The 18,224-nt window shown below is 50.4% G+C and carries 21 protein-coding genes; 5 read left to right on the forward strand and 16 right to left on the reverse strand.

What is annotated here, in order from left to right:
* Positions 1-10: 10 nt before the first annotated feature.
* From AC8GE9_RS13520 to pqqA, 8 genes are all read right to left on the reverse strand, one after another.
* A complete protein-coding gene (locus AC8GE9_RS13520; RefSeq protein ID WP_506677661.1) occupies positions 11-700 on the reverse strand; it encodes a TerC family protein in 690 nt (229 codons plus the stop codon).
* Positions 701-852: 152 nt separating this feature from the next.
* Positions 853-2,235: a sensor histidine kinase gene (locus AC8GE9_RS13525; RefSeq protein WP_506677662.1), complete on the reverse strand. Its 1,383-nt coding sequence runs from the start codon at positions 2,233-2,235 to the stop codon at positions 853-855.
* A complete protein-coding gene (locus AC8GE9_RS13530; protein WP_506677663.1) occupies positions 2,216-2,884 on the reverse strand; it encodes a response regulator in 669 nt (222 codons plus the stop codon). The genes AC8GE9_RS13525 and AC8GE9_RS13530 overlap by 20 nt, the downstream gene beginning before the upstream one ends.
* Before the next feature lie 57 nt (positions 2,885-2,941).
* A complete protein-coding gene (pqqE, locus tag AC8GE9_RS13535; RefSeq protein ID WP_506677664.1) occupies positions 2,942-4,069 on the reverse strand; it encodes a pyrroloquinoline quinone biosynthesis protein PqqE in 1,128 nt (375 codons plus the stop codon).
* A gap of 15 nt (positions 4,070-4,084) precedes the next feature.
* Positions 4,085-4,363 (reverse strand): pyrroloquinoline quinone biosynthesis peptide chaperone PqqD, encoded by a 279-nt coding sequence (gene pqqD / locus AC8GE9_RS13540; RefSeq protein ID WP_506677665.1) that lies wholly within the window; start codon positions 4,361-4,363, stop codon positions 4,085-4,087.
* Entirely contained in the window at positions 4,360-5,073 is a 714-nt protein-coding gene (gene pqqC, locus AC8GE9_RS13545; protein ID WP_506677666.1) for a pyrroloquinoline-quinone synthase PqqC, read from the reverse strand. The genes pqqD and pqqC overlap by 4 nt, the downstream gene beginning before the upstream one ends.
* A gap of 10 nt (positions 5,074-5,083) precedes the next feature.
* The gene (gene pqqB, locus AC8GE9_RS13550; RefSeq protein WP_506677667.1) at positions 5,084-5,998 is read right to left on the reverse strand and encodes a pyrroloquinoline quinone biosynthesis protein PqqB; all 915 of its coding nucleotides are present in this window, start codon (positions 5,996-5,998) and stop codon (positions 5,084-5,086) included.
* A gap of 52 nt (positions 5,999-6,050) precedes the next feature.
* Positions 6,051-6,125, reverse strand: coding sequence for a pyrroloquinoline quinone precursor peptide PqqA (gene pqqA / locus AC8GE9_RS13555; RefSeq protein ID WP_259660981.1), 75 nt, complete (start codon positions 6,123-6,125; stop codon positions 6,051-6,053).
* Positions 6,126-6,240: 115 nt separating this feature from the next.
* On the opposite strand from pqqA, the gene AC8GE9_RS13560 reads away from it, so the two are divergent.
* The 3 genes from AC8GE9_RS13560 to AC8GE9_RS13570 all read left to right on the forward strand — a co-directional run bounded on the left by AC8GE9_RS13560 (position 6,241) and on the right by AC8GE9_RS13570 (position 9,097).
* Positions 6,241-7,188: an alpha/beta fold hydrolase gene (locus AC8GE9_RS13560; protein WP_506677668.1), complete on the forward strand. Its 948-nt coding sequence runs from the start codon at positions 6,241-6,243 to the stop codon at positions 7,186-7,188.
* A gap of 89 nt (positions 7,189-7,277) precedes the next feature.
* Positions 7,278-8,507 (forward strand): PQQ-dependent sugar dehydrogenase, encoded by a 1,230-nt coding sequence (locus AC8GE9_RS13565; RefSeq protein WP_506677669.1) that lies wholly within the window; start codon positions 7,278-7,280, stop codon positions 8,505-8,507.
* Between the two features lie 5 nt (positions 8,508-8,512).
* Positions 8,513-9,097 (forward strand): c-type cytochrome, encoded by a 585-nt coding sequence (locus AC8GE9_RS13570; RefSeq protein ID WP_506677670.1) that lies wholly within the window; start codon positions 8,513-8,515, stop codon positions 9,095-9,097.
* Positions 9,098-9,115: 18 nt separating this feature from the next.
* Here AC8GE9_RS13570 and AC8GE9_RS13575 read toward each other — a convergent pair whose 3' ends face one another.
* From AC8GE9_RS13575 to AC8GE9_RS13605, 7 genes are read right to left on the reverse strand one after another with little or no spacing between them, the layout of a single operon-like run.
* A complete protein-coding gene (locus AC8GE9_RS13575) occupies positions 9,116-9,394 on the reverse strand; it encodes a hypothetical protein (RefSeq protein WP_506677671.1) in 279 nt (92 codons plus the stop codon).
* A gap of 19 nt (positions 9,395-9,413) precedes the next feature.
* Positions 9,414-10,265, reverse strand: coding sequence for a TauD/TfdA dioxygenase family protein (locus tag AC8GE9_RS13580; RefSeq protein ID WP_506677672.1), 852 nt, complete (start codon positions 10,263-10,265; stop codon positions 9,414-9,416).
* A 33-nt stretch (positions 10,266-10,298) separates the two neighbouring features.
* A complete protein-coding gene (locus tag AC8GE9_RS13585; protein WP_506677673.1) occupies positions 10,299-11,270 on the reverse strand; it encodes a Bug family tripartite tricarboxylate transporter substrate binding protein in 972 nt (323 codons plus the stop codon).
* Between the two features lies 1 nt (position 11,271).
* The gene (locus AC8GE9_RS13590) at positions 11,272-12,639 is read right to left on the reverse strand and encodes an MmgE/PrpD family protein (protein ID WP_506677674.1); all 1,368 of its coding nucleotides are present in this window, start codon (positions 12,637-12,639) and stop codon (positions 11,272-11,274) included.
* Between the two features lie 47 nt (positions 12,640-12,686).
* Positions 12,687-13,907: a CaiB/BaiF CoA transferase family protein gene (locus tag AC8GE9_RS13595; protein ID WP_506677675.1), complete on the reverse strand. Its 1,221-nt coding sequence runs from the start codon at positions 13,905-13,907 to the stop codon at positions 12,687-12,689.
* Between the two features lie 5 nt (positions 13,908-13,912).
* On the reverse strand, positions 13,913-15,091 hold the full coding sequence (locus AC8GE9_RS13600; protein WP_506677676.1) for an acyl-CoA dehydrogenase family protein: 1,179 nt from the start codon (positions 15,089-15,091) through the stop codon (positions 13,913-13,915).
* 45 nt (positions 15,092-15,136) lie between these two features.
* The gene (locus AC8GE9_RS13605) at positions 15,137-15,925 is read right to left on the reverse strand and encodes an enoyl-CoA hydratase/isomerase family protein (RefSeq protein WP_506677677.1); all 789 of its coding nucleotides are present in this window, start codon (positions 15,923-15,925) and stop codon (positions 15,137-15,139) included.
* A 100-nt stretch (positions 15,926-16,025) separates the two neighbouring features.
* On the opposite strand from AC8GE9_RS13605, the gene AC8GE9_RS13610 reads away from it, so the two are divergent.
* A complete protein-coding gene (locus AC8GE9_RS13610; RefSeq protein ID WP_506677678.1) occupies positions 16,026-16,781 on the forward strand; it encodes an IclR family transcriptional regulator in 756 nt (251 codons plus the stop codon).
* Positions 16,782-16,794: 13 nt separating this feature from the next.
* On the opposite strand, the gene AC8GE9_RS13615 is transcribed toward AC8GE9_RS13610, so the two are convergent.
* Complete coding sequence (locus AC8GE9_RS13615) at positions 16,795-17,769, reverse strand: tripartite tricarboxylate transporter substrate binding protein (protein WP_506677679.1); 975 nt, start codon at positions 17,767-17,769, stop codon at positions 16,795-16,797.
* A gap of 125 nt (positions 17,770-17,894) precedes the next feature.
* On the opposite strand from AC8GE9_RS13615, the gene fdxA reads away from it, so the two are divergent.
* Positions 17,895-18,218: a ferredoxin FdxA gene (gene fdxA / locus AC8GE9_RS13620; RefSeq protein WP_506677680.1), complete on the forward strand. Its 324-nt coding sequence runs from the start codon at positions 17,895-17,897 to the stop codon at positions 18,216-18,218.
* Positions 18,219-18,224 lie beyond the last annotated feature (6 nt).

Consider the following 18,224-nt stretch of genomic DNA (forward strand, 5'->3'; position numbering starts at 1 on the left):
TGTTCAGACCTTAGGCAACGCTAGGGGCTGGGTGTCTTGAAGCTAGCCATTTGCCCACTGCAATGACCAACACTACACCGAGTGCTGGAACAAGGTAATGGAGATAGGCAGCGTTTGTTTCAATCCATCCAGAAACAAAAGAGTCACTCACGAGCATTTCACCTGCTACCCAACCTAATAAACCGGCACCGAGTGTAATGATGAACGGGAATCGTTCCATCAGTTTTAGAATCAGCTGACTACCAAAAATAATGAGGGGTATGCTGATCCCAAGACCGATCACCAAAAGAACGACGTTGTCTTTCGCGGCAGCGGCCACACCTAGAACGTTATCAAGACTCATGATGAAGTCTGCAATGATGATGGTTTTGATCGCAGCGGTTAAATTTGAATGCGCGTCAGGGCCGTGGCTGTCATCGTTTGAATCCAGCATGCTGGCACCAATCCATAGCAATGCGATGCCACCTACCAGCTTGAGGAAAGGGAGGCTTAAGAGCATCACTGCAAAAAAGGTCAAAACAATACGTAAGACGATGGCGCCAAGACTACCAAACATGATGGCGCGTTGTTGCTGTTTTGGGGGGAGGGATCTACACGCTAACGCAATGACAACAGCATTGTCGCCACTCAGCATGATATTGATAATGATGATTTGAACCAGGGCAAGCCAAAACTCACTGGTATAGAACATTTCTAGCATTGCAGCTCCTCTTTTTACGCGGGCATTGAGCACCGTCACATTAGAGAATCAGCGTAGCAAAGCAGAATTAACCTAAGCTATCTATAAGCTTTCCAAAACATAACCAAAACATTACATCATTATTACGGAGTGAGGACGATTGAGTAAAAGTGCTAGACACCTTCGGAAAAGACGACACAAAAGGTATTGCCTGAGCCATCAACTTGATCTTGATGAATCGAAATGACGGCATTGTGCGCTGTGGCAACTTCTTTTGCGATGGCCAAACCTAAGCCGCTACCGTTGCCAATGCCGAGTAACCGATGGAATCTTTCAAATATGAGCTCCTTTTCATCATCCAGTATGACGCGCGCATCGTCACTGATGGTGACGGAGGGGAGAGGTGATGACCTAACGCGAACAGTGACGCGTCCATGTTCTGGCGTGTACAAAAGAGCATTATCAATTAAGTTGTCGAATAAGTCCTGGAGGCGGCTCTTGTCCCCTTGAATAATGACGGGTGTGTCTGATTGTTCCAATCCGAAGTCAATATTTTTTTTGAGTGCTTGAGAAACCCATGCTGTGCAAATATCAAAAGTCAATGTGTTTAAATCAATTGAACTAAATTCGACTGGTCTTTCTTGTGTGAGGTCATGCTCAGCAAAGGTAAGCAATTGAGAAACCAATCTCGACATACGTTCCACTGCGTGCTTGAGCTGGAGGACGATGGCCTCTCGCTCCATAGGAGTTTTATTGCGCTCGAGTAGCTCAACATAAGCGTTCAGTGCTGAAACCGGAGTCTTGAGTTGATGCGCGGCATCGGCAATGAATCTCGACTGAGAAACCAGGACGAGATCGAGTCTGTTCAGCAAGGCGTTGATAGAGGTCACCAGGGGAATCACTTCACTTGGAACCGTTGTTTCATCTAATGGCCTGCGATCACGGTACGATTTTTCAGCAATCGATCTCTGCAGTTGCTTAAGCGGCAAAAGGCCCTTGGCCACACCAAATCTGACTAAAACGCACACAAGTAAAATAAGAAGAATCTGGGGGAAAACAACGATTGTGATGATGTCACGCGTCATTTCTTCTCGCTTGATATAGGTCTCAGCGACCCGCAACAAGACGCCGCCTGGCTCTAGCCTTGGCAGTTGCACGACTCGAACTTTTTCACCCTTAAAGCTTGCGTCATAAAGCTCGATATTGCCTCTGACGATGAGAAGCTGTTGCGTGGGGTCAGGTAAAGATTCACCCGCAATTTTATTTTCCGTCTGGTCCACAAGTTCAAAATAGATTTTGTCTTGAGGATCTTGTAGAAGCAATCTGCGCGCGACCTCAGGTAAATCAAGATAAATGCCATCTTGATTTTTTCGAACTTGTAAACTGAGTTCGTGTGCGATCTCAATCAGTGCTTTGTCATAGGCATCTCTGGAAAAGCGCGCAGCCAAGCCAAAACCGATTGCGCTATCCAGCACAAGTACCAAAAGAAGTGGATATAGCAGCCACTTGAGTAGTTGTGTGCGAAGTAATAATGCTTTAGGAGAGGTGGTCGACAAGGTAGCCCATCCCTCTGATGGTCTGAATATTGCAATTTGCGTGTTCTATTTTTTTTCGGACGCGATGAATCAGCACTTCAACGGCATTGCTCGCCATGCCGTCTTCCCAGCCGTACAGTTGGTCGATGATTTGCTGCTTTGTGACCACACGACCTATGCGCATAAACAATAGCTCAACAAGCGCAAATTCTCGCGCAGTCAGGTCGATTGCTTGTTCATCACAAAACATTCGACGTCCCGTTAGATCAATGCGTAAGCGACCGTGGCAAATTTCAAGTCCGCCAGGAGCGTGCGCACGTCGAATAAGTGCGCGCACGCGAGCCTCTAGCTCAAAGAGATGAAAGGGCTTTGTCAGATAATCGTCCGCCCCGAGATCAAGTCCTTTGACGCGATCATGAATGCCGTCGCGTACACTCAACATGAGCACTGGGAGCTCAGGTTTCTTGAGTCGAAGCCTTCGCAAAACCTCGAGACCGTCCAGCACGGGCAAACCGATATCTAAAATTAATAAGTCATATTCGGCGGATAGAAGTGCATGAACAGCGGCACCCCCATCGCGAGCGATATCAACAAGGTGAGCGGTTTGAGAAAGGGTCCGAAATATTGCATCGGCAAGCATTTCGTCGTCTTCGGCAAGTAAGATGCGCAACGTGAGTGTCCTTGAGTCTGACTAAAGAAAGAGTGCAGCGCGTTGAATCGGACTATCTTATCCTGCGTATTGTTTTGAGTGAGCGTCCGTCCTGAAAATCAACGGAAACTCATTTGAGGCATCAGCTTTCGCTGAGACTGCCGCGTCATCAATCGCAAGTTTCACGACATGATGATTAGGGGACTTAGAGCAAACAGGGTCTGTTGCAGCAGGATCGCCGGTCAATAAAAATGCTTGGCAACGGCAGCCACCGAAGTCTTTTTCTTTTTCTGAGCAGGAGCGACAGGGCTCTTGCATCCAGCTGTCACCCCGAAAGAAATTAAATGCTTGGCTTTCGTACCATATTTTTCGGATGGAGTGCTCTGTTACATTGGGAATATTGAGACCGGGTAACTCTCTAGCATTGTGACAAGGCAAGGCTGCGCCATCAGGCGCAATATCTAAAAAGATCGAGCCCCAGCCATTCATGCAAGCTTTTGGACGCTCTTCAAAGTAATCAGGAACGACAAAAAGCAGTTTGCATTGTTTGCCGATTTTTTCGCGGTAAGCATTCACTGTGGCTTCAGCCGCGACAAGCTGTTCGCGCGTGGGTAAAAGTTGCTGACGATTTTTCATCGCCCAGCCGTAATACTGAGTATTGGCGAGCTCTAGGTATTCTGCCTCGAGCTCAAGCGCCATATCGATGATCTTATCGACGTGTGGAATGTTATGGCGATGGAGGACGACATTCATCACCATCGGATAGTCATACTTTTTGATTAAGCCTGCGACTTTTTTCTTGAGCTCGAAGGTTTTCGTGCTGCTCAGAAAATCGTTCATCTCTTGCGTGGAGTCTTGAAAGGAAAGTTGGATGTGATCAAGGCCTGCCTGCTTGAGTGAGGCGATTCTTTTTTCATTGAGCCCCACACCAGAAGTAATCAGATTGGTATAAAAGCCAAGCTGTCGTGCCTCTGCGACCAGGAGGTCTAGGTCATCGCGCAGCAAAGGTTCGCCACCAGAAAACCCCAGCTGAGCGGCTCCGAGTGCACGCGCTTCACGCATCACGCGAATCCACTCGTCTGTACTCAGCTCATTTTTAATGCTGTCATAGTTGACAGGGTTGTAGCAAAACACGCAGTGCAGCGGGCAGCGATAAGTAAGCTCGGCGAGCAGCCAGAAGGGTGGATTGATAACAGGCTGAGTCATGATGTGGCCAAGCCCTTATTGGATCCAGTCTTTTTCGAACGCGGCGCGCAACATGCCTTCGACAGAATCGCGCAGATCGGCTTCCCCGAAGGCCAGTTGGAGCTCGGCGATCAGTTCAGTTACAGTCAGCGACCCATCGCAGCGCTTTAAAATTTCTGCGGCGCTTTGATTCAGCTTGACCATACCCTCTGGGTATAAAAGCACATAGGCCTGTTGCACTTCTTCCCACTGCAAGCGAAAGAGTTTGTTGAGCCGCGGGCGCTCAGGCAAGGAGGGAGGAGGCGTAGTCGTCATGTCGGATAAGCTCGCTCAATGGCATCAAGCATTGACCACAAAATATCAAGCTTGAATTGCAGAATATCAAGCGCACGTTCTTGTTGAGCGCGTGTCGTGAAGTGGTTGAGTGTGACCTCAAGTCCATGATCGACATCACGCTGAGCGAGGGGAATGCGTGAGCGGAAATAGTGCAAACCTGCTGGCTCGATCCATGGGTAGTGGGTAGGCCATGTTGCCAGACGATCTTTATGAATTTGGGGGGCGAACATCTCTGTTAATGAAGAACAGATCGCCTCTTGCCAGGGTTGTTGACGCGCAAAATTGACATAGGCATCGCAGGCGAACTTCACCGCAGGCTCAACCTCTTTGAGAGACCAAAGCGTTTCACGATCCAAACCAACCGCCAAACCAAGCCTTGTCCAGGCTTCGAGGCCGCCGCACTCGGTGTCAGTCTGATACTCGCCAAAGCCATCGTGATCAAGGATTCTGGAAATCCATCTGCGTCGCGTTTCGCGATCCTGACAGTTGGACATGACCGCAGCATCTTTGATCGGGATGATCCACTGGTAATAAAAACGATTGAGGACCCAGCCGCGAATTTGTTCTTTAGAACATTCGCCAGCATTCATTTTGACATTGAAAGGATGATGGATGTGATAGCTCTGACCTTTCGCGCGAAGCTGGGCTTCAAACTCTTCGCGACTCCAGGCTGGTTTGGAAGTGATCATGATTCAATCTCTATATTTCAATGTGCATGCCATCGGAGGCGACTTCGATACCGAGTGCTTTGAGTTGCAAGGCTTGCGAGGAGTCCTCGCGTAGAATTGGGTTGGTGTTGTTGATATGAATCAAGATGCGACGCTTGGCTGAGTAAGGCGCTAAGGCCTCAATCATGCCACCTGAGCCTGATTGCGCGAGATGACCCATATCAATGGCGCGTTTGGACGAGAGTCCTGCGCTGATCATTTCATCGTCAGTCCAAAACGTACCGTCGACCAACAGGACATCAGCTTCGCGCATCGCTTGTTCGACTTGTGGCTCGAGCATGCCAAGACCCGGTGCATAGAACGCTTTTTTCCCTGTCGCGATTTCCGTAATGAGTAGTCCGATATTGTCGCCATGGTGCGGGTCGTGACGGTGAGGGGAGTAGGGTGGTGCTTTGCTCGAAAGCGTGACGGGTTTGAAGGCGATGCCCTGGAGTTCGGGAATGCTGAAGCCCTCTTGGTCGGGATGAATCAGACGTTGCTCTACCGTACAGTAGTGCGCGAGAGTTTTTACTAAAGGCAGGCCCGTGGTGAGATCATCGAAAACTTGTTGGGTCGCATAAATGGGCAGCGGCGAATTTCTTTCTCGCAACATCATAAGTCCGGTGACATGGTCGACTTGAGCATCCATCAAGACCACTGCAGCAATGCCACTGTCGCGAATCTGTCGCGCGGGTTGTAAGACGGGCGTATTTTTAATTTGGGTCAGAATATCGGGAGATGCGTTGATCAACGCCCAATCCTGGGAGCCATTACCAACGATGATAGAAGACTGAGTTCGCGCCTGCGCTTTGATGCTACCTTGGCGCACACCTGAGCAGTTCAGGCAATTGCAGTTCCATTGAGGAAAACCTCCGCCTGCTGCGGAGCCTAACACGCGTATTTGCATCACAACTCAAAAGAAGAAAGGCCGGGACGTGAGTCTCGGCCTTTTAAAACAATTAGCGATTGGCGATGTACATTGTGATTTCAAAACCAAAACGCAGATCAATTGCTGATGGTGTTTCCCATTTCATAGAAGTCTCCTAGAGTGTGGTTGAACAAAGGTATCTCAACACCACTTAGTGGTATTAATGTGAAGTATATAGAATAAATCCAGTTCAACGGACAACTTTTTGAATTGTTATCCACATGAAAACTAAGCTATTTCCAGAGGCTCAGCCTGTGGCGCAAGGGTGGCTGGAGGTGGGCGATGGGCATGAAATCCACTGGCAAACTAGTGGTAATCCCGAGGGTTGGCCCGTGGTTTGGCTGCATGGCGGACCCGGGAGTTCAGCAAGTCCGTTGCATCGTCGCTTTTTTGATCCTGCGCGGGTTTGGATCATTCAATACGACCAGCGTGGCTGTGGACGGAGTCGTCCGGCAGGGGGCATTGAGCACAATGAATCGTCCGATTTAATCGCCGATATTGAACGTTTGCGAACCTATTTTGGGCTGTCGCGATGGAGCGTGGTGGGTGGGTCGTGGGGCGGTGCGCTAGCCTTGCTATATGCGTCTGCACATCCAGATCGGGTAGAGAGAATGCTGCTGCGCAGCCCATTTTTGTGTACCCACGCAGAAATTGAGGACTTTATGGAACGCCCGCCTGAGGGTTGCCGAGCGTTATGGCTTAACTTAAAAGCCCAAGTGCCGGAGTCCTCTAACCAATCGATTCTTGAGTATGGATATCAGCTTTTTTGCCAAGGAGAACATCCACAGGAGCAAGCAGCTCTGGCTCGCGCGTGGCTGGCCTATGAGGCTGCGATGAATATGTATCCTGCGCAGGCGCCAACCCTTGGCGCGAGCGATGGCGCGGCTTTGATCGCTCGCTACCGTATTCAGAGCCATTACTTGAGGCATCGATGTTTTGTTCAAGAGGATATCTTGGCGCAAGCCCAGGCCTTAAAGACGATTCCCTTGACGCTGGTGCATGGGGATTTGGATGCGCTGTGCCCCTTTGCGAATAGTTTGGTGATTCAGCATGCAGCGCCTCAGGCAACGCTGATCCGTGTCAGCGGGGGCGGCCATGACCTGACAGATCCTGGCATGTTGGAGGCAACGTTTGAGGGATTAAAGCATTGGGATAGGTATTTACCATAAGTCAACCTATTGACTCTATTCTAGTAATATTGACCAGTAGGTTCTAAATAGATGAGATTGTTCAAACGTCAAACGTCACGGAGACGACAGTGAAAAATTACATACGCGTAATGAGTGGCTTGGGTTTAGCCCTTGCATTTAGTATGTCTGCTCAAGCGCAGACTGCAGCTCCCGCCGCAGCCCCTGCTGCTGCACCTCCACCAGCCTGGAAACAGGGCATGCCCGAGTCGATGGCCAAATCGACACTGGCACCTCTGCCGGGCAAATTGGTGGCGACTAAAGCCGCTGAAGTGCCAATTGATAAGATCAAACTTCCTCCGGGTTTTAAAGTTGAGGTTTGGGCTGACGGTATCCCCGGTGGTCGCGCCATCACAGAAGGTGAGAATGGCAAGTACTACGTTGGTACTCGCGCACTCGGTCGCATTTATGAAGTGACTGACAATGGCAAAGAGCGCACTTCACGTGTTGTCGTAGATAAACTGCAACAACCAACGGCTGCTTACAAAGATGGTTCCTTGTATGTCGTCGCAATCGACAAGGTCTTGCGCTTTGATGGCATTGCAAAAAATCCTAATGCCACACCGGTTGACTTGACTGCTAAATTCAACTTCCCACCTTTGCCTCACCACAACTGGAAGTATGTGTCGTTTGGTCCAGATGGCAAGTTGTATGTTCCATTTGGTGCCCCTTGCAACATCTGTGCGCTGCCAACACCTGAGTACGCTCAGATCCGTCGTTACAACGCGGACGGTTCCGGCATGGAAGTCTTAGCAACCGGCGTGCGCAACACCGTGGGCTTTGACTGGCATCCCGTGACCAAAGAGCTTTGGTTCAGTAATCATGGTCGTGACTGGATGGGTGATGACACACCGAACGATACGATGAATCGTTTGAAGCTCAAGGCAAACTACGGTTTCCCTTCATGCCATCAAGGCAACATTGCTGATCCTGATGTCAAGAAAGAAAACGCTTGCGCAGGTGTTGAGCAGCCTGTTGCATTGATGGGACCTCACGCGGCCACCATGGGCGTTAAGTTCTACTCAGGTGATATGTTCCCGGCTGAGTACAAAAACGTGCTGTTTAACGCACGCAAAGGCTCCTGGAACCGTACACAAAAGATTGGCTTTGACGTTGTAACAGTTCGTGCCGATGCTGATGGCAAAAACGCGAAGGTTGAGCCCTTTATGACTGGCTTTATGAATCCTGCTGATCAGTCATGGTGGGGTCGCCCTGCTTACTTGCATCAGATGAAAGACGGATCATTGTTGGTTTCTGACGAGCAAAATGGCGTCATTTATCGCGTGACATATCAGAAGTAATCTTCATGCGAATGTTGTCTGTTGTACGTGTTGTTGTTTTGGTTGGAGCCGTCTTTGCGGCGGCTCCAGCAGCTTATGCACAGATCTCCGCGCAGCGCTTAGCGCTGTGCGCAGCGTGTCATGGCGCAGATGGAAATTCTCAAATAAAAGGGATCCCATCTTTAGCGGCACAACCTAAATTATTTCTCGAAACTCAACTGGTCTTGATTCGGGAAGGTGTCCGTGACATCCCATCGATGAAAGGGATGCTCAATGGCGTCTCTGATGCGGAAGTCACGGCGCTTGCCAAGTACTATGCCGACAAGTCCTTAGCCCCTGTTCCAACCGACAGAGATGCAGAAGTTTTTGCGCGTGGCGGCAAACTCGCCGAGGGAATGCGCTGTGGCATTTGTCATTTACCGACCTACTTAGGACGAGAACAAATCCCTAGGCTTGCGGGACAGCGCGAGGACTATTTGCTGCTTAGCATGCAGCAGTTCAAGAACAACCAAGCAATTGGTCGAGACTCCAACATGGCGGCCTCGGTCTACGGTGTTTCTGACCAGGATTTACAGGATATTTCTTATTTCTTGGCGCGACTGACACCCTAACGTTGTGTTGGCGGCTGATCAGGTGAACCAAACTTTATAGATCAGATTTGCAATAAAGATGATCGATAACAAACCAAAGCCAATTTGGATATTGCGCGCATAATCCTCAGAAAAATGAGGAATGAGTTTGACGCGGACCCAACTTGCAACAAAGGCCCAGCCTGTTCCCATGATGAGCGCAATCACTAAGGCCGTCGCAAGTGAAGCGGGATCAAGCGTCTGCGCGCGAATGACTTTGTCGAACTGAATTGCGAAGCTCATCAAAGAGCAGACAATCCACGTATTTCTGGTGAGCATCAGTTCGTTCCCTTTGGTGTCAGATTTGCGCAGGTGTCAGGGCAACACCCTTGATCATGAGTCTATATAAAAAGCGTTTTTGCTCCGGATCATAATCGGCATTGGCTTGATGCATGACCGCTTGATTATCCCAGATCACCATATCGCCCGCCCGCCACTGATGACGGTACTCGTAGCGCGAGTGCGTGGCGTGTTGATAGAGGTCCTCGATCAAGGCAAAGCCAGCATCAGACTCCATGCCCTCGATGCCTTCCATGCGGCCTGTGTTGAGATAAAGGGCCGGGCGACTATTGCCTGGATGACGAATCACCAAGGGTTGGAGTGCGGTAGGAATTTTTGCTAAATCCTCGGGACTGAGCTTGGTGAGCTCGCGCGGACTGCGACTACTTTGATGGACATGCAGGGAGCGTAATCCCTTGAGGGTGACTTTCATTGCATCAGGTAGATCATCGTAGGCTTGACGCACATCGACAAATTGCGTGTCCCCGCCCGTTGGCGGGATCTGCAAAGCATGCAGTGTCGTCGCCTTGGGTGGGCAACGGTCATTGGAATGATCCGTATGATAGTTTTCGCCGCGCACCTGCAATTTGCCGTTTTTACGTGGCAAATCATCAGTTGAATTGCACCCCACCATTGGATAGTCGGGTAGCACATACTTCTTGAGTTGCTGATCCATCAGGTCGCCAAAGATTTCTGCCGCGGCCATAAACTGAGGTGGCGTTAAGGACTGATCACGAAAGACCAATACCGCATATTGCGCGAGCGAATCATTGAGCAATTGCTTGTTTGTAGCAGATACAGGACTTGATAAATCAATACCTGAAACTTCAGCCCCAAAATTTTGACGGATCGGTGTGATGGATAAGCTCATCTGTATCTCGATTGATCGTAATAAAGCTGTCGTTTATTGAGCGGTAATGCCCGTTTGTTGAGCGATTTCCGCCCAGCGCTTTAGGCCATCATGCACGAGTGCGGTAAAGTCCGCGACGCTCATCGGTTTGGTTTTTCCACCATCCGTGGCGAGAAACTTAATCAGCTCTTCGGATTTCAGCGCCTGATTCACGGAGGTATTAATGAAGGATTGAATTTTAGGATCGACATTGGCGGGGCCGAGCAGTCCCCACCATTGTTGAATGTCATAGTTTTTAATGCCGGCTTCTTGAAACGTAGGAAGATTCGGTGCCGCCTCTGATCGTTGGGCACTCGTCACCGCGATTCCGCGCAACGTTCCGTTTCGTAACTGAGGCAAGACTTGGGTCATACTGCCAATCGAAAACTCGATGTGTCCACCCATCGTGTCGGTCATCGCAGGACCACCACCTTTGTACTGCACAGCGGCCATATTGTTGCCCAGAGCCTGGCTCAGCATAACGCCCGCAAAATGCTGGATACTGCCAACACCTGTCGCACCATAATTTAAATTGGGCGTACGTTTTAAATACTCGAAATACTCTTTTGCGTCTTTACCCGGTGCGTTGGGTTTTGCGCCCAACACCAGTGGTACCTCGCCGATCATTGCAATAGGCGTGAAGTCCTTGAGGGGATTAAAAGGAAGTTTTTGATTGACTGCCGGTGCCATCGTGAATGTCGATGAAGCGACCAATAAGGTATAGCCATCATTGCGCTGTTTGGCCACATATGCAGCGCCAATGGCAGTGCCAGCGCCTGGTTTGTTTTCAATAATGACAGGCTGTCCCCATTGCGCTGTCAGTTGTTTGGCGAGTTGACGCGCCACAATATCATTGGATCCGCCTGGAGCGAAAGGCACAACAAGTGTGACCGGCTTATCAGGATAGGCGGCCCACGCATGGCTTGCTGTCAGCGTACAAATGACGCAAAGCATTTGTTTGAGAAGCGAAGCAAAAACCTTATTCACGTTAGTTCCCCTTGAGTTTGCCGAGTAAAGAGGTCAACGCTGACACTTCATGTGTATCAAGCGCGAGAGATACATCGAGAATTTGACTCACCAGAGACTCTGGCTGGGAGGTTGCGTTTTGTTTAAACTTTCTCATGAAGTCTTCATCACTCGCAGGATTTTCAGGCTCACCCTTTGAGAGCGAAACTTCAATTGAAAAATGCTTGCCTGAGGTGGTTTGCAATTCAATATTTGCACCGCGCTCTCGAGGATAGGCTTGTGCCCAGCGATCGTTGGCGGAGCTTTTGACACGCGAGGCGAGTTGTTTGATTTCGGAGTTTTCAACCGTGTCGAGTGAATAGCGTTGTTCGCCGGCATCGCCATAATAGGCCGCCATCGCACAAGACGAGGCGAGACTGAATTTTGCGGCTTCTGCTGTTTCAGGGAGTGTACTTGTGCCGCAAAAACTAATCGCGACGGGATACGTCGTCACATTCAAGGCATTGATTTCTTGATAGGAGAGATTTTCTTTGCGCATGATATCCAACAAGCCATCAATCGCAGGATGGATGTGGCGACAAGCCGCATGAAACTTAATGTACTGACCCATGATATAAAAATCAGATCCAAGACCATCGAACAGTCCGTCAGTGTTGACGCTGTCGGCCATTGCTTTGAATAAGCCTTTTTCGCCCTCTAGGGCGGTCAATGGGCCTTTGGCGCCGCGCTTGGCAAACTCTACGGCAAGCAAGCCACCCATCGCTGCTTTGCCGGGATGTAACGGCTTGACCATCGCGCCGTCATTCAAAATTTCTAACAAACCGGCACCCTGGAGGGCCGCCATGCCGAGCGCGCTGGCCATCTGTTCTTTATTCAGGCCCGCAAGCACGCCGCAGGCCGCCGCAGCACCCAACACGCCGATTGTGCCTGTCGTATGAAACCCCCGGCCTAAATGCGAAGGGTTCATCGCTTTAGAAATACGATTGACGATTTCGTACCCGCAGACAATCGAGAGAATCAATTGTTTACCGTTGAGTTGTAGCGACTCCGCGAAAGCCATCGCAGCAGGGATCACGGCAACGCCCGCATGCACGCCTCCATAACGAAAGCCATCATCCATATCGAGCGCGTGACCCGAGACACCATTACCTAAGGCGGCATGAATCGCAGGTACCTTGCGTGATGCACCCATCATTGTTGCTTGGCCAACGCCTTCGAGACTCTCGAGGTAGTCGATCGTCATCTTTGGGAAATCCATTTTTAAGCCGGCGATCGATACGCCAAGATAGTCAACAATCAGCAGTTTGGTTTTTTCCACGACCTCAGGGGGCAGATTTTCAAAGCGCGCATTGGCAAAGTATTCGGCAAAGCTCTCAAGTATGGTTTTCATTTTTATCTCCTTCGATGAATGGTGGATCGCGCAATATATGGTGGCGCTTAGATGACGCCTGCTGTTTTGAGTGCTTGAATCTCTTGCGCGCTCAGCCCGAGTTTTCCACCATAGATTTCTTCATTATGTTGGCCAAGCGAGGGACTTGCAACTGTTTTCACACGTTCTGCGCCATGAATGATGAGCGGGCTTGCTGGCAAGACGATGCGACCCAGATCGGGATCGTCGAACCACTCGAGTTGTCCACGGGCGTGCATGTGGGGGTCATTCATGACCTCGATCAGGTCGCGCACAGGTGCGGCTGGAAAGCCAAACTCTTTACTGAGTTTGAACAACTCGCTGCGCGTGATGCTGCGCGTCCAAGCTTCGACAAAATCATCCGTGCGCTTGATATGTTCAACGCGGATTTTGTTGGTAGAGAACCGCTCATCCGAGACCAAGTCCTCACGACCCATGGATTTCAAAATTTTGACCCAGTGATCTTCGGTGGCGCATACGATCGCGATATGTCCGTCTTTTGCTTCGTACACGTTATAGGGTGCAAGTGCCAAGCCACCATGGCGGTTGCCCACGCGTTGTGGAACCTTACCTTTGCTGCGATAAACCAAGCCTAGATTAGAAGCCATCGTAGGATAAGCGGTTTCTTGCATCGAGACTTCGACGAGCCTGCCTAGACCCGTGCGGGTGCGCTCGAACAGTGCGGTAATGATGCCCGCATAGAGATGGACACCGCTCAAGAAATCAATAAATGATGAACCAGAGCGCAGAGGCGGGCCGTCTGGATCGCCGGTGACACTCATTGCGCCGGACGAGGCTTGGATCGTCACATCCATCGCCTGATTATCTTTATCAGGCCCTGAGAGTCCGTAACCTGTTCCCGAACCGTAGATGAGTTTTGGATTGATTTGATGCAAGACCTCCCATCCTAGCCCGAGACGATCCATCACGCCAGGCGTGAAGTTTTCAACCAAAATATCAGCATCGGCGATCAGTCGTTTTAAAAGCGCTTTGCCTTGACTTGTTTTCAAGTTGAGCGTGATGCCTTTTTTGTTGACGTTGAGCATCGCCATGGGCAAAGAAGCACCCCCGCTGACTTTGGCGCGAATGCGGGAGGGTTCGCCCATGATGGGTTCAACTTTGATGACATCCGCGCCAGCCTTGGCCATCAAAAACGTTGCATAGGGCCCCTGATAAATCTGCGTCAGATCGATGACTGTGATGCCATCAAGGGGTTTGCTGGCTGTGCCGGATTGAGGTGCGCTGTTCATCGTCTTTACTTGACGGTCTTCAAAATTTTCTTGGCAATCGACATACGATGGACTTCGCTTGGGCCTTCGTAGACACGCATGACACGCGCCTTTTGAGCCATCAGATGCAGAGGCAGCTCTTTGGTCACGCCCATCGCGCCAAAGGTTTGCATTGCATTGTCCAGCACTTCGGTGGCCAGTTCGGTGGCGTAAACCTTGATCATGGAGGCTTCGGTACGGATGTCTTGTCCAAGGTCCATCTTGCGTGCAGCGTCACGCACCATGAGACGACAGGCGTGCATTTTGGTGACACCATCGGCGATCCACCACTGGATGGCTTGACGATCTGAAAGCAGGGCACCAAAGGTCGTGCGTTGCTTGGCGTGCGAGCTCATCATTTCGAGCGCTCTGCGGCACATGCCAATACACCACGCACCCATCTGCAGTCTGCGAATATTCAAGCGCAATTGCATGGGTGCAAAACCTTCACCGATCGCACCGAGCAAGTTATCGGCGGGGATACGGCAATCCTCAAAAGCGATTTCATAGGTTCTGTGTCCGGCAAGCATCGGGATTTCACGTAAAACGTTAAAGCCTGGCGTGCCTTTATCCACGATAAACGCTGTGATGCCTTCGTGTCGTTTACCTTGACCGACGCGTGCCATGACGACTGTAAAGTCGGCGCTTTTCATACGGCTCACCCAGATCTTTCGACCATTGATGACCCAGGAGTCGCCGTCGCACTCGGCGCGTGTAATCATGCCTGATGGATCGCCACCCGCATTGGGTTCGGAGATGGCGATGCCTGATTTCGCAGTGCCCGCCGCGTACGGTTCGAGGTATTTGACTTTTTGACTCTCGGTTGCCGTGGCCATCAACATGTGAAGGTTGGGTGAGTCAGGTGGAAAGGAAAACGGTGTGACTGTACGACCGATTTCCTCGTTGAGCGCGACCAGCGTCACGCTGGAAAGGCCTGCGCCACCGTACTCCTCGGGCGCATCCAGAGCCCAAAGTCCGAGCTCTCTGCATTTATCAAGAAGAGGTTCCTCTTCTTCTTTGGTCAATGCACAATGCGCGCCCTTGATTTCTCGCTCCAAGATAGCCGCCTCAAGTGGCATCAGCTCCTGGTCGACAAATTTTGCGACCAGATCTTGAATCATCACTTCATCGCTGTCGAGTCCATCGGCACAGGCTTGCAGATCCATTGCATTTCTCCAGAAATCAGTTTGTAGCGCTATTTGATTGGGTCATTAACGTCCGGTAAAGACCGGGGGACGTTTTTCTTTGAAAGCAGTCGCTGCTTCTTTGTGATCTTCGGTGGAGTACATCGCAGCCATATGAGAGGAGGCCATCTCGAGATGTGTTCTTAAGTCCATCGCCATGCTTTGCTTTGCTGCGCGTTTCATCATTCTGACAGCGAGTTGGGGCTGGGCGGAAATCTGACCAGCCATTTCATAGGTCGCGGGCATCAGCTGATCGTCATCAACCACTTTGTTGACGATGCCCAGGCTCAACGCCTCGTCCGCCTCGACAAAGCGCGCGGTCCAAAAAAGCTCGAGTGCTTTAGACATGCCCACGATACGCGGCAAATACCAAGTGCCGCCGTCACCCGCGAAAAGACCGACTTTCACATAGGTTTCAGCGAAGCGTGCTGAGCGTGCGGCAATGCGAATATCACCCATTAAAGCCATGTCCATGCCAGCGCCTGTCGCGACACCGTTCACGGCGACCAGCACGGGTTTGTCGATCGACTCGAGCGTCAGAGGAATCTGATGCACATGATCGGACAAGAAAAGTTTACGGCTATAAGCGCTGTCTTCTTTGCGGTTGTGCATATTGCCGACATCGCCGCCGGAACAAAAGCCTTTTCCTGTCCCAGTGACGACGATCACATGAACATCTTCACGTGTGGAGGCTTCGCGCAATGCATTCGCCCATGCCTCAAGCATTTCAGCAGTAAAGGCATTGTATTTGTCGGGCCGATTTAAACGAATCGTGGCAATCTTTTCATGCACGTCGAAAATGAGTTGATCTGTCATGGTGCTCGCCTAGGGTCAATCGATTGTGGTGAGGTCTTTTAGGATGATCTATCATAGCAAAAATAGAATAGATGTCTATTTTCATTTTCAAGGTCGAGTCATGGCGATAAAGAGGAAAGAACCGGGTGTTGCGGCCGTGAATCGGGCCTTGTCAATCCTGCTTGCATTTGAAAAAAGTGTGGAGGGCATGACGCTCGCTGAAATCTCTGCGGCGACCGGCCTTTATCACAGCACGATCTTGCGTTTGTGCGAGTCACTCGAACACGCGGGATTCATCAATCGGCTCGATGATGGCCGGTTTATGCTCGGTGCGACACCCTTTTATCTTGGGATGCTTTATCAAGAAACCTTTCGGATTTGGGATTACGCGGCACCCGTGTTGAGAACGCTTGTGCGCGATACCAAGGAAACCGTTGCGATCTATATCCGAGAGGGAAACGATCGTATTTGCCTGCATAGGATGGTGCAGCCTAGGGCTGTTCGCATGCATGTCAGAGAGGGCGAGCGAGTCGAGTTAGACAAGGGCGCGGCGGGTAAAGTCTTGCTTGCCTTTTCAGGGGAAAAGGGCGAGCGTTTCGATACCATCAGACAGAGTTATTACTCTGTTTCGTTGTCAGAGCGTGGTTCCGAAGCGGCGGCTATTGCTTGTCCGATTTTCGGACCGAAGCAAACCTTGATCTGTTCAATTTCGCTTGGTATGCCGGTCTTTAGATTTGACCGTAAAATTTTTAAGGAATTTCTACCCAAAGTGATGGAGGCAGCCGCGGCTATCACCAAAAAATGCGGCGGTGATCACGCTGTGTTTTCACCGCCCTTTAAACACACATCAGCAATCAAATTCGCCAATAAAAAATAGAATCCAAGTCGGCTTAGTCCGTCAGTTTGATATTCCTTTCCTTGGCGACTTTTTGCCATTTGTCGAGCTCTTGATTCATATAAACACCGAACTCCTTGGGCGACATCGAGTAAGGCGTTGCGGCTTCTTTGGAAAATATTTCTTTCATTTTCGGTGATTGCGCGACTTCATTGATTGCCTTGTTGAGGCGATCGACAATGGCCTGAGGCATGCCGGCAGGACCAAGAACGCCCCACCATACATCGACTGAATACCCTGGAATCGCCTTCGCCATGGAGGGCAGCTCGGGATAGAAGGGGGACGGCGTTGACGTGGTGACAGCGATCGGACGAACCTGGTTGCCGCGTAACGCACCCCCGACTGAGGCGGGGGTCGCGATCAAGGCCTCGACGCGACCACCGACCATATCCGTGAGTGCGGGGGAAATCCCTTTGTAAGGAATATGGGTCATCTGAATACCCGCCATGGAATTCATCAGTTCGGTGCTCAGATGCGCGATCGAGCCGATGCCTGCAGTAGCGTAGTTCACTTGTTTTTTAGTTGCGTCTTTGATGAGTTCTTCGGTGGACTTGTAAGGGGTGTGGCTCGCGACGACGAGCAGTAGGGCTCCTTGAGCCACCATCGCGACGGGCGTGAAGGAAGTGCGATGATTAAAGGGGAGGTTGGTATCAACCGCTGCGCGGGTCACAAAGGAATTGGAGCTGAAAAGCAGGGTGCCGCCGTTTGGTTTCGCTCGGGCGACCTCGGCCGCTCCCACCACACCACCCGCACCAGGTTTGTTGTCGACGATGACGGTCGTGCCAAGTTTTGCGCCTAACTGCTCACTCAAGGCGCGAGCAAATATATCATTGCTGCCGCCCGTCGTAAAAGGGACGACGAGTTTGATGCTTGAAGGGAGTATTGGATCGGCGGCCAATGCCGAAGTGCTCAGCATAGCTAAGACTAAGCCTAAACTCGATTGTGCCAGTCGAGCGAAAGTTTTTTTCATATTGTGTCTCTTCGTTTTAGTCGATATGTTTAATTGGGCAGGATATCGCAAATAATATTTCTTTTCGGTAGAATATGATTGTTAGTGTACTTATTGTTAGTGCACTTATTGTCAGGATGGATTCTATGACCCATGTTGTCACTGAAAATTGCATAAAGTGCAAGTTTACAGATTGCGTAGATGTTTGCCCAGTAGACTGTTTTAAAGAGGGGCCTAATTTTCTGGTGATTGATCCGGACGAATGTATAGATTGCGCTGTATGTATACCGGAGTGTCCAGCGAATGCGATCTTTGCTGAAGAGGATCTTCCTGCGGATCAAAGAAGATTTGTCAAAATTAATGCGGATTTAGCCCAAAAATTCGAAACCATATCCGCGTCTAAATCACCCTTGGAAGGCGCTGAGGATTGGAATGGCAAGCCAGATAAAATTAAATACTTAGAGCGTTAATTTAAA

Source organism: Zwartia lucis (assembly GCF_965234455.1).
In the GTDB taxonomy this organism is placed as follows: Bacteria; Pseudomonadota; Gammaproteobacteria; order Burkholderiales; family Burkholderiaceae_B; genus Zwartia; species Zwartia lucis.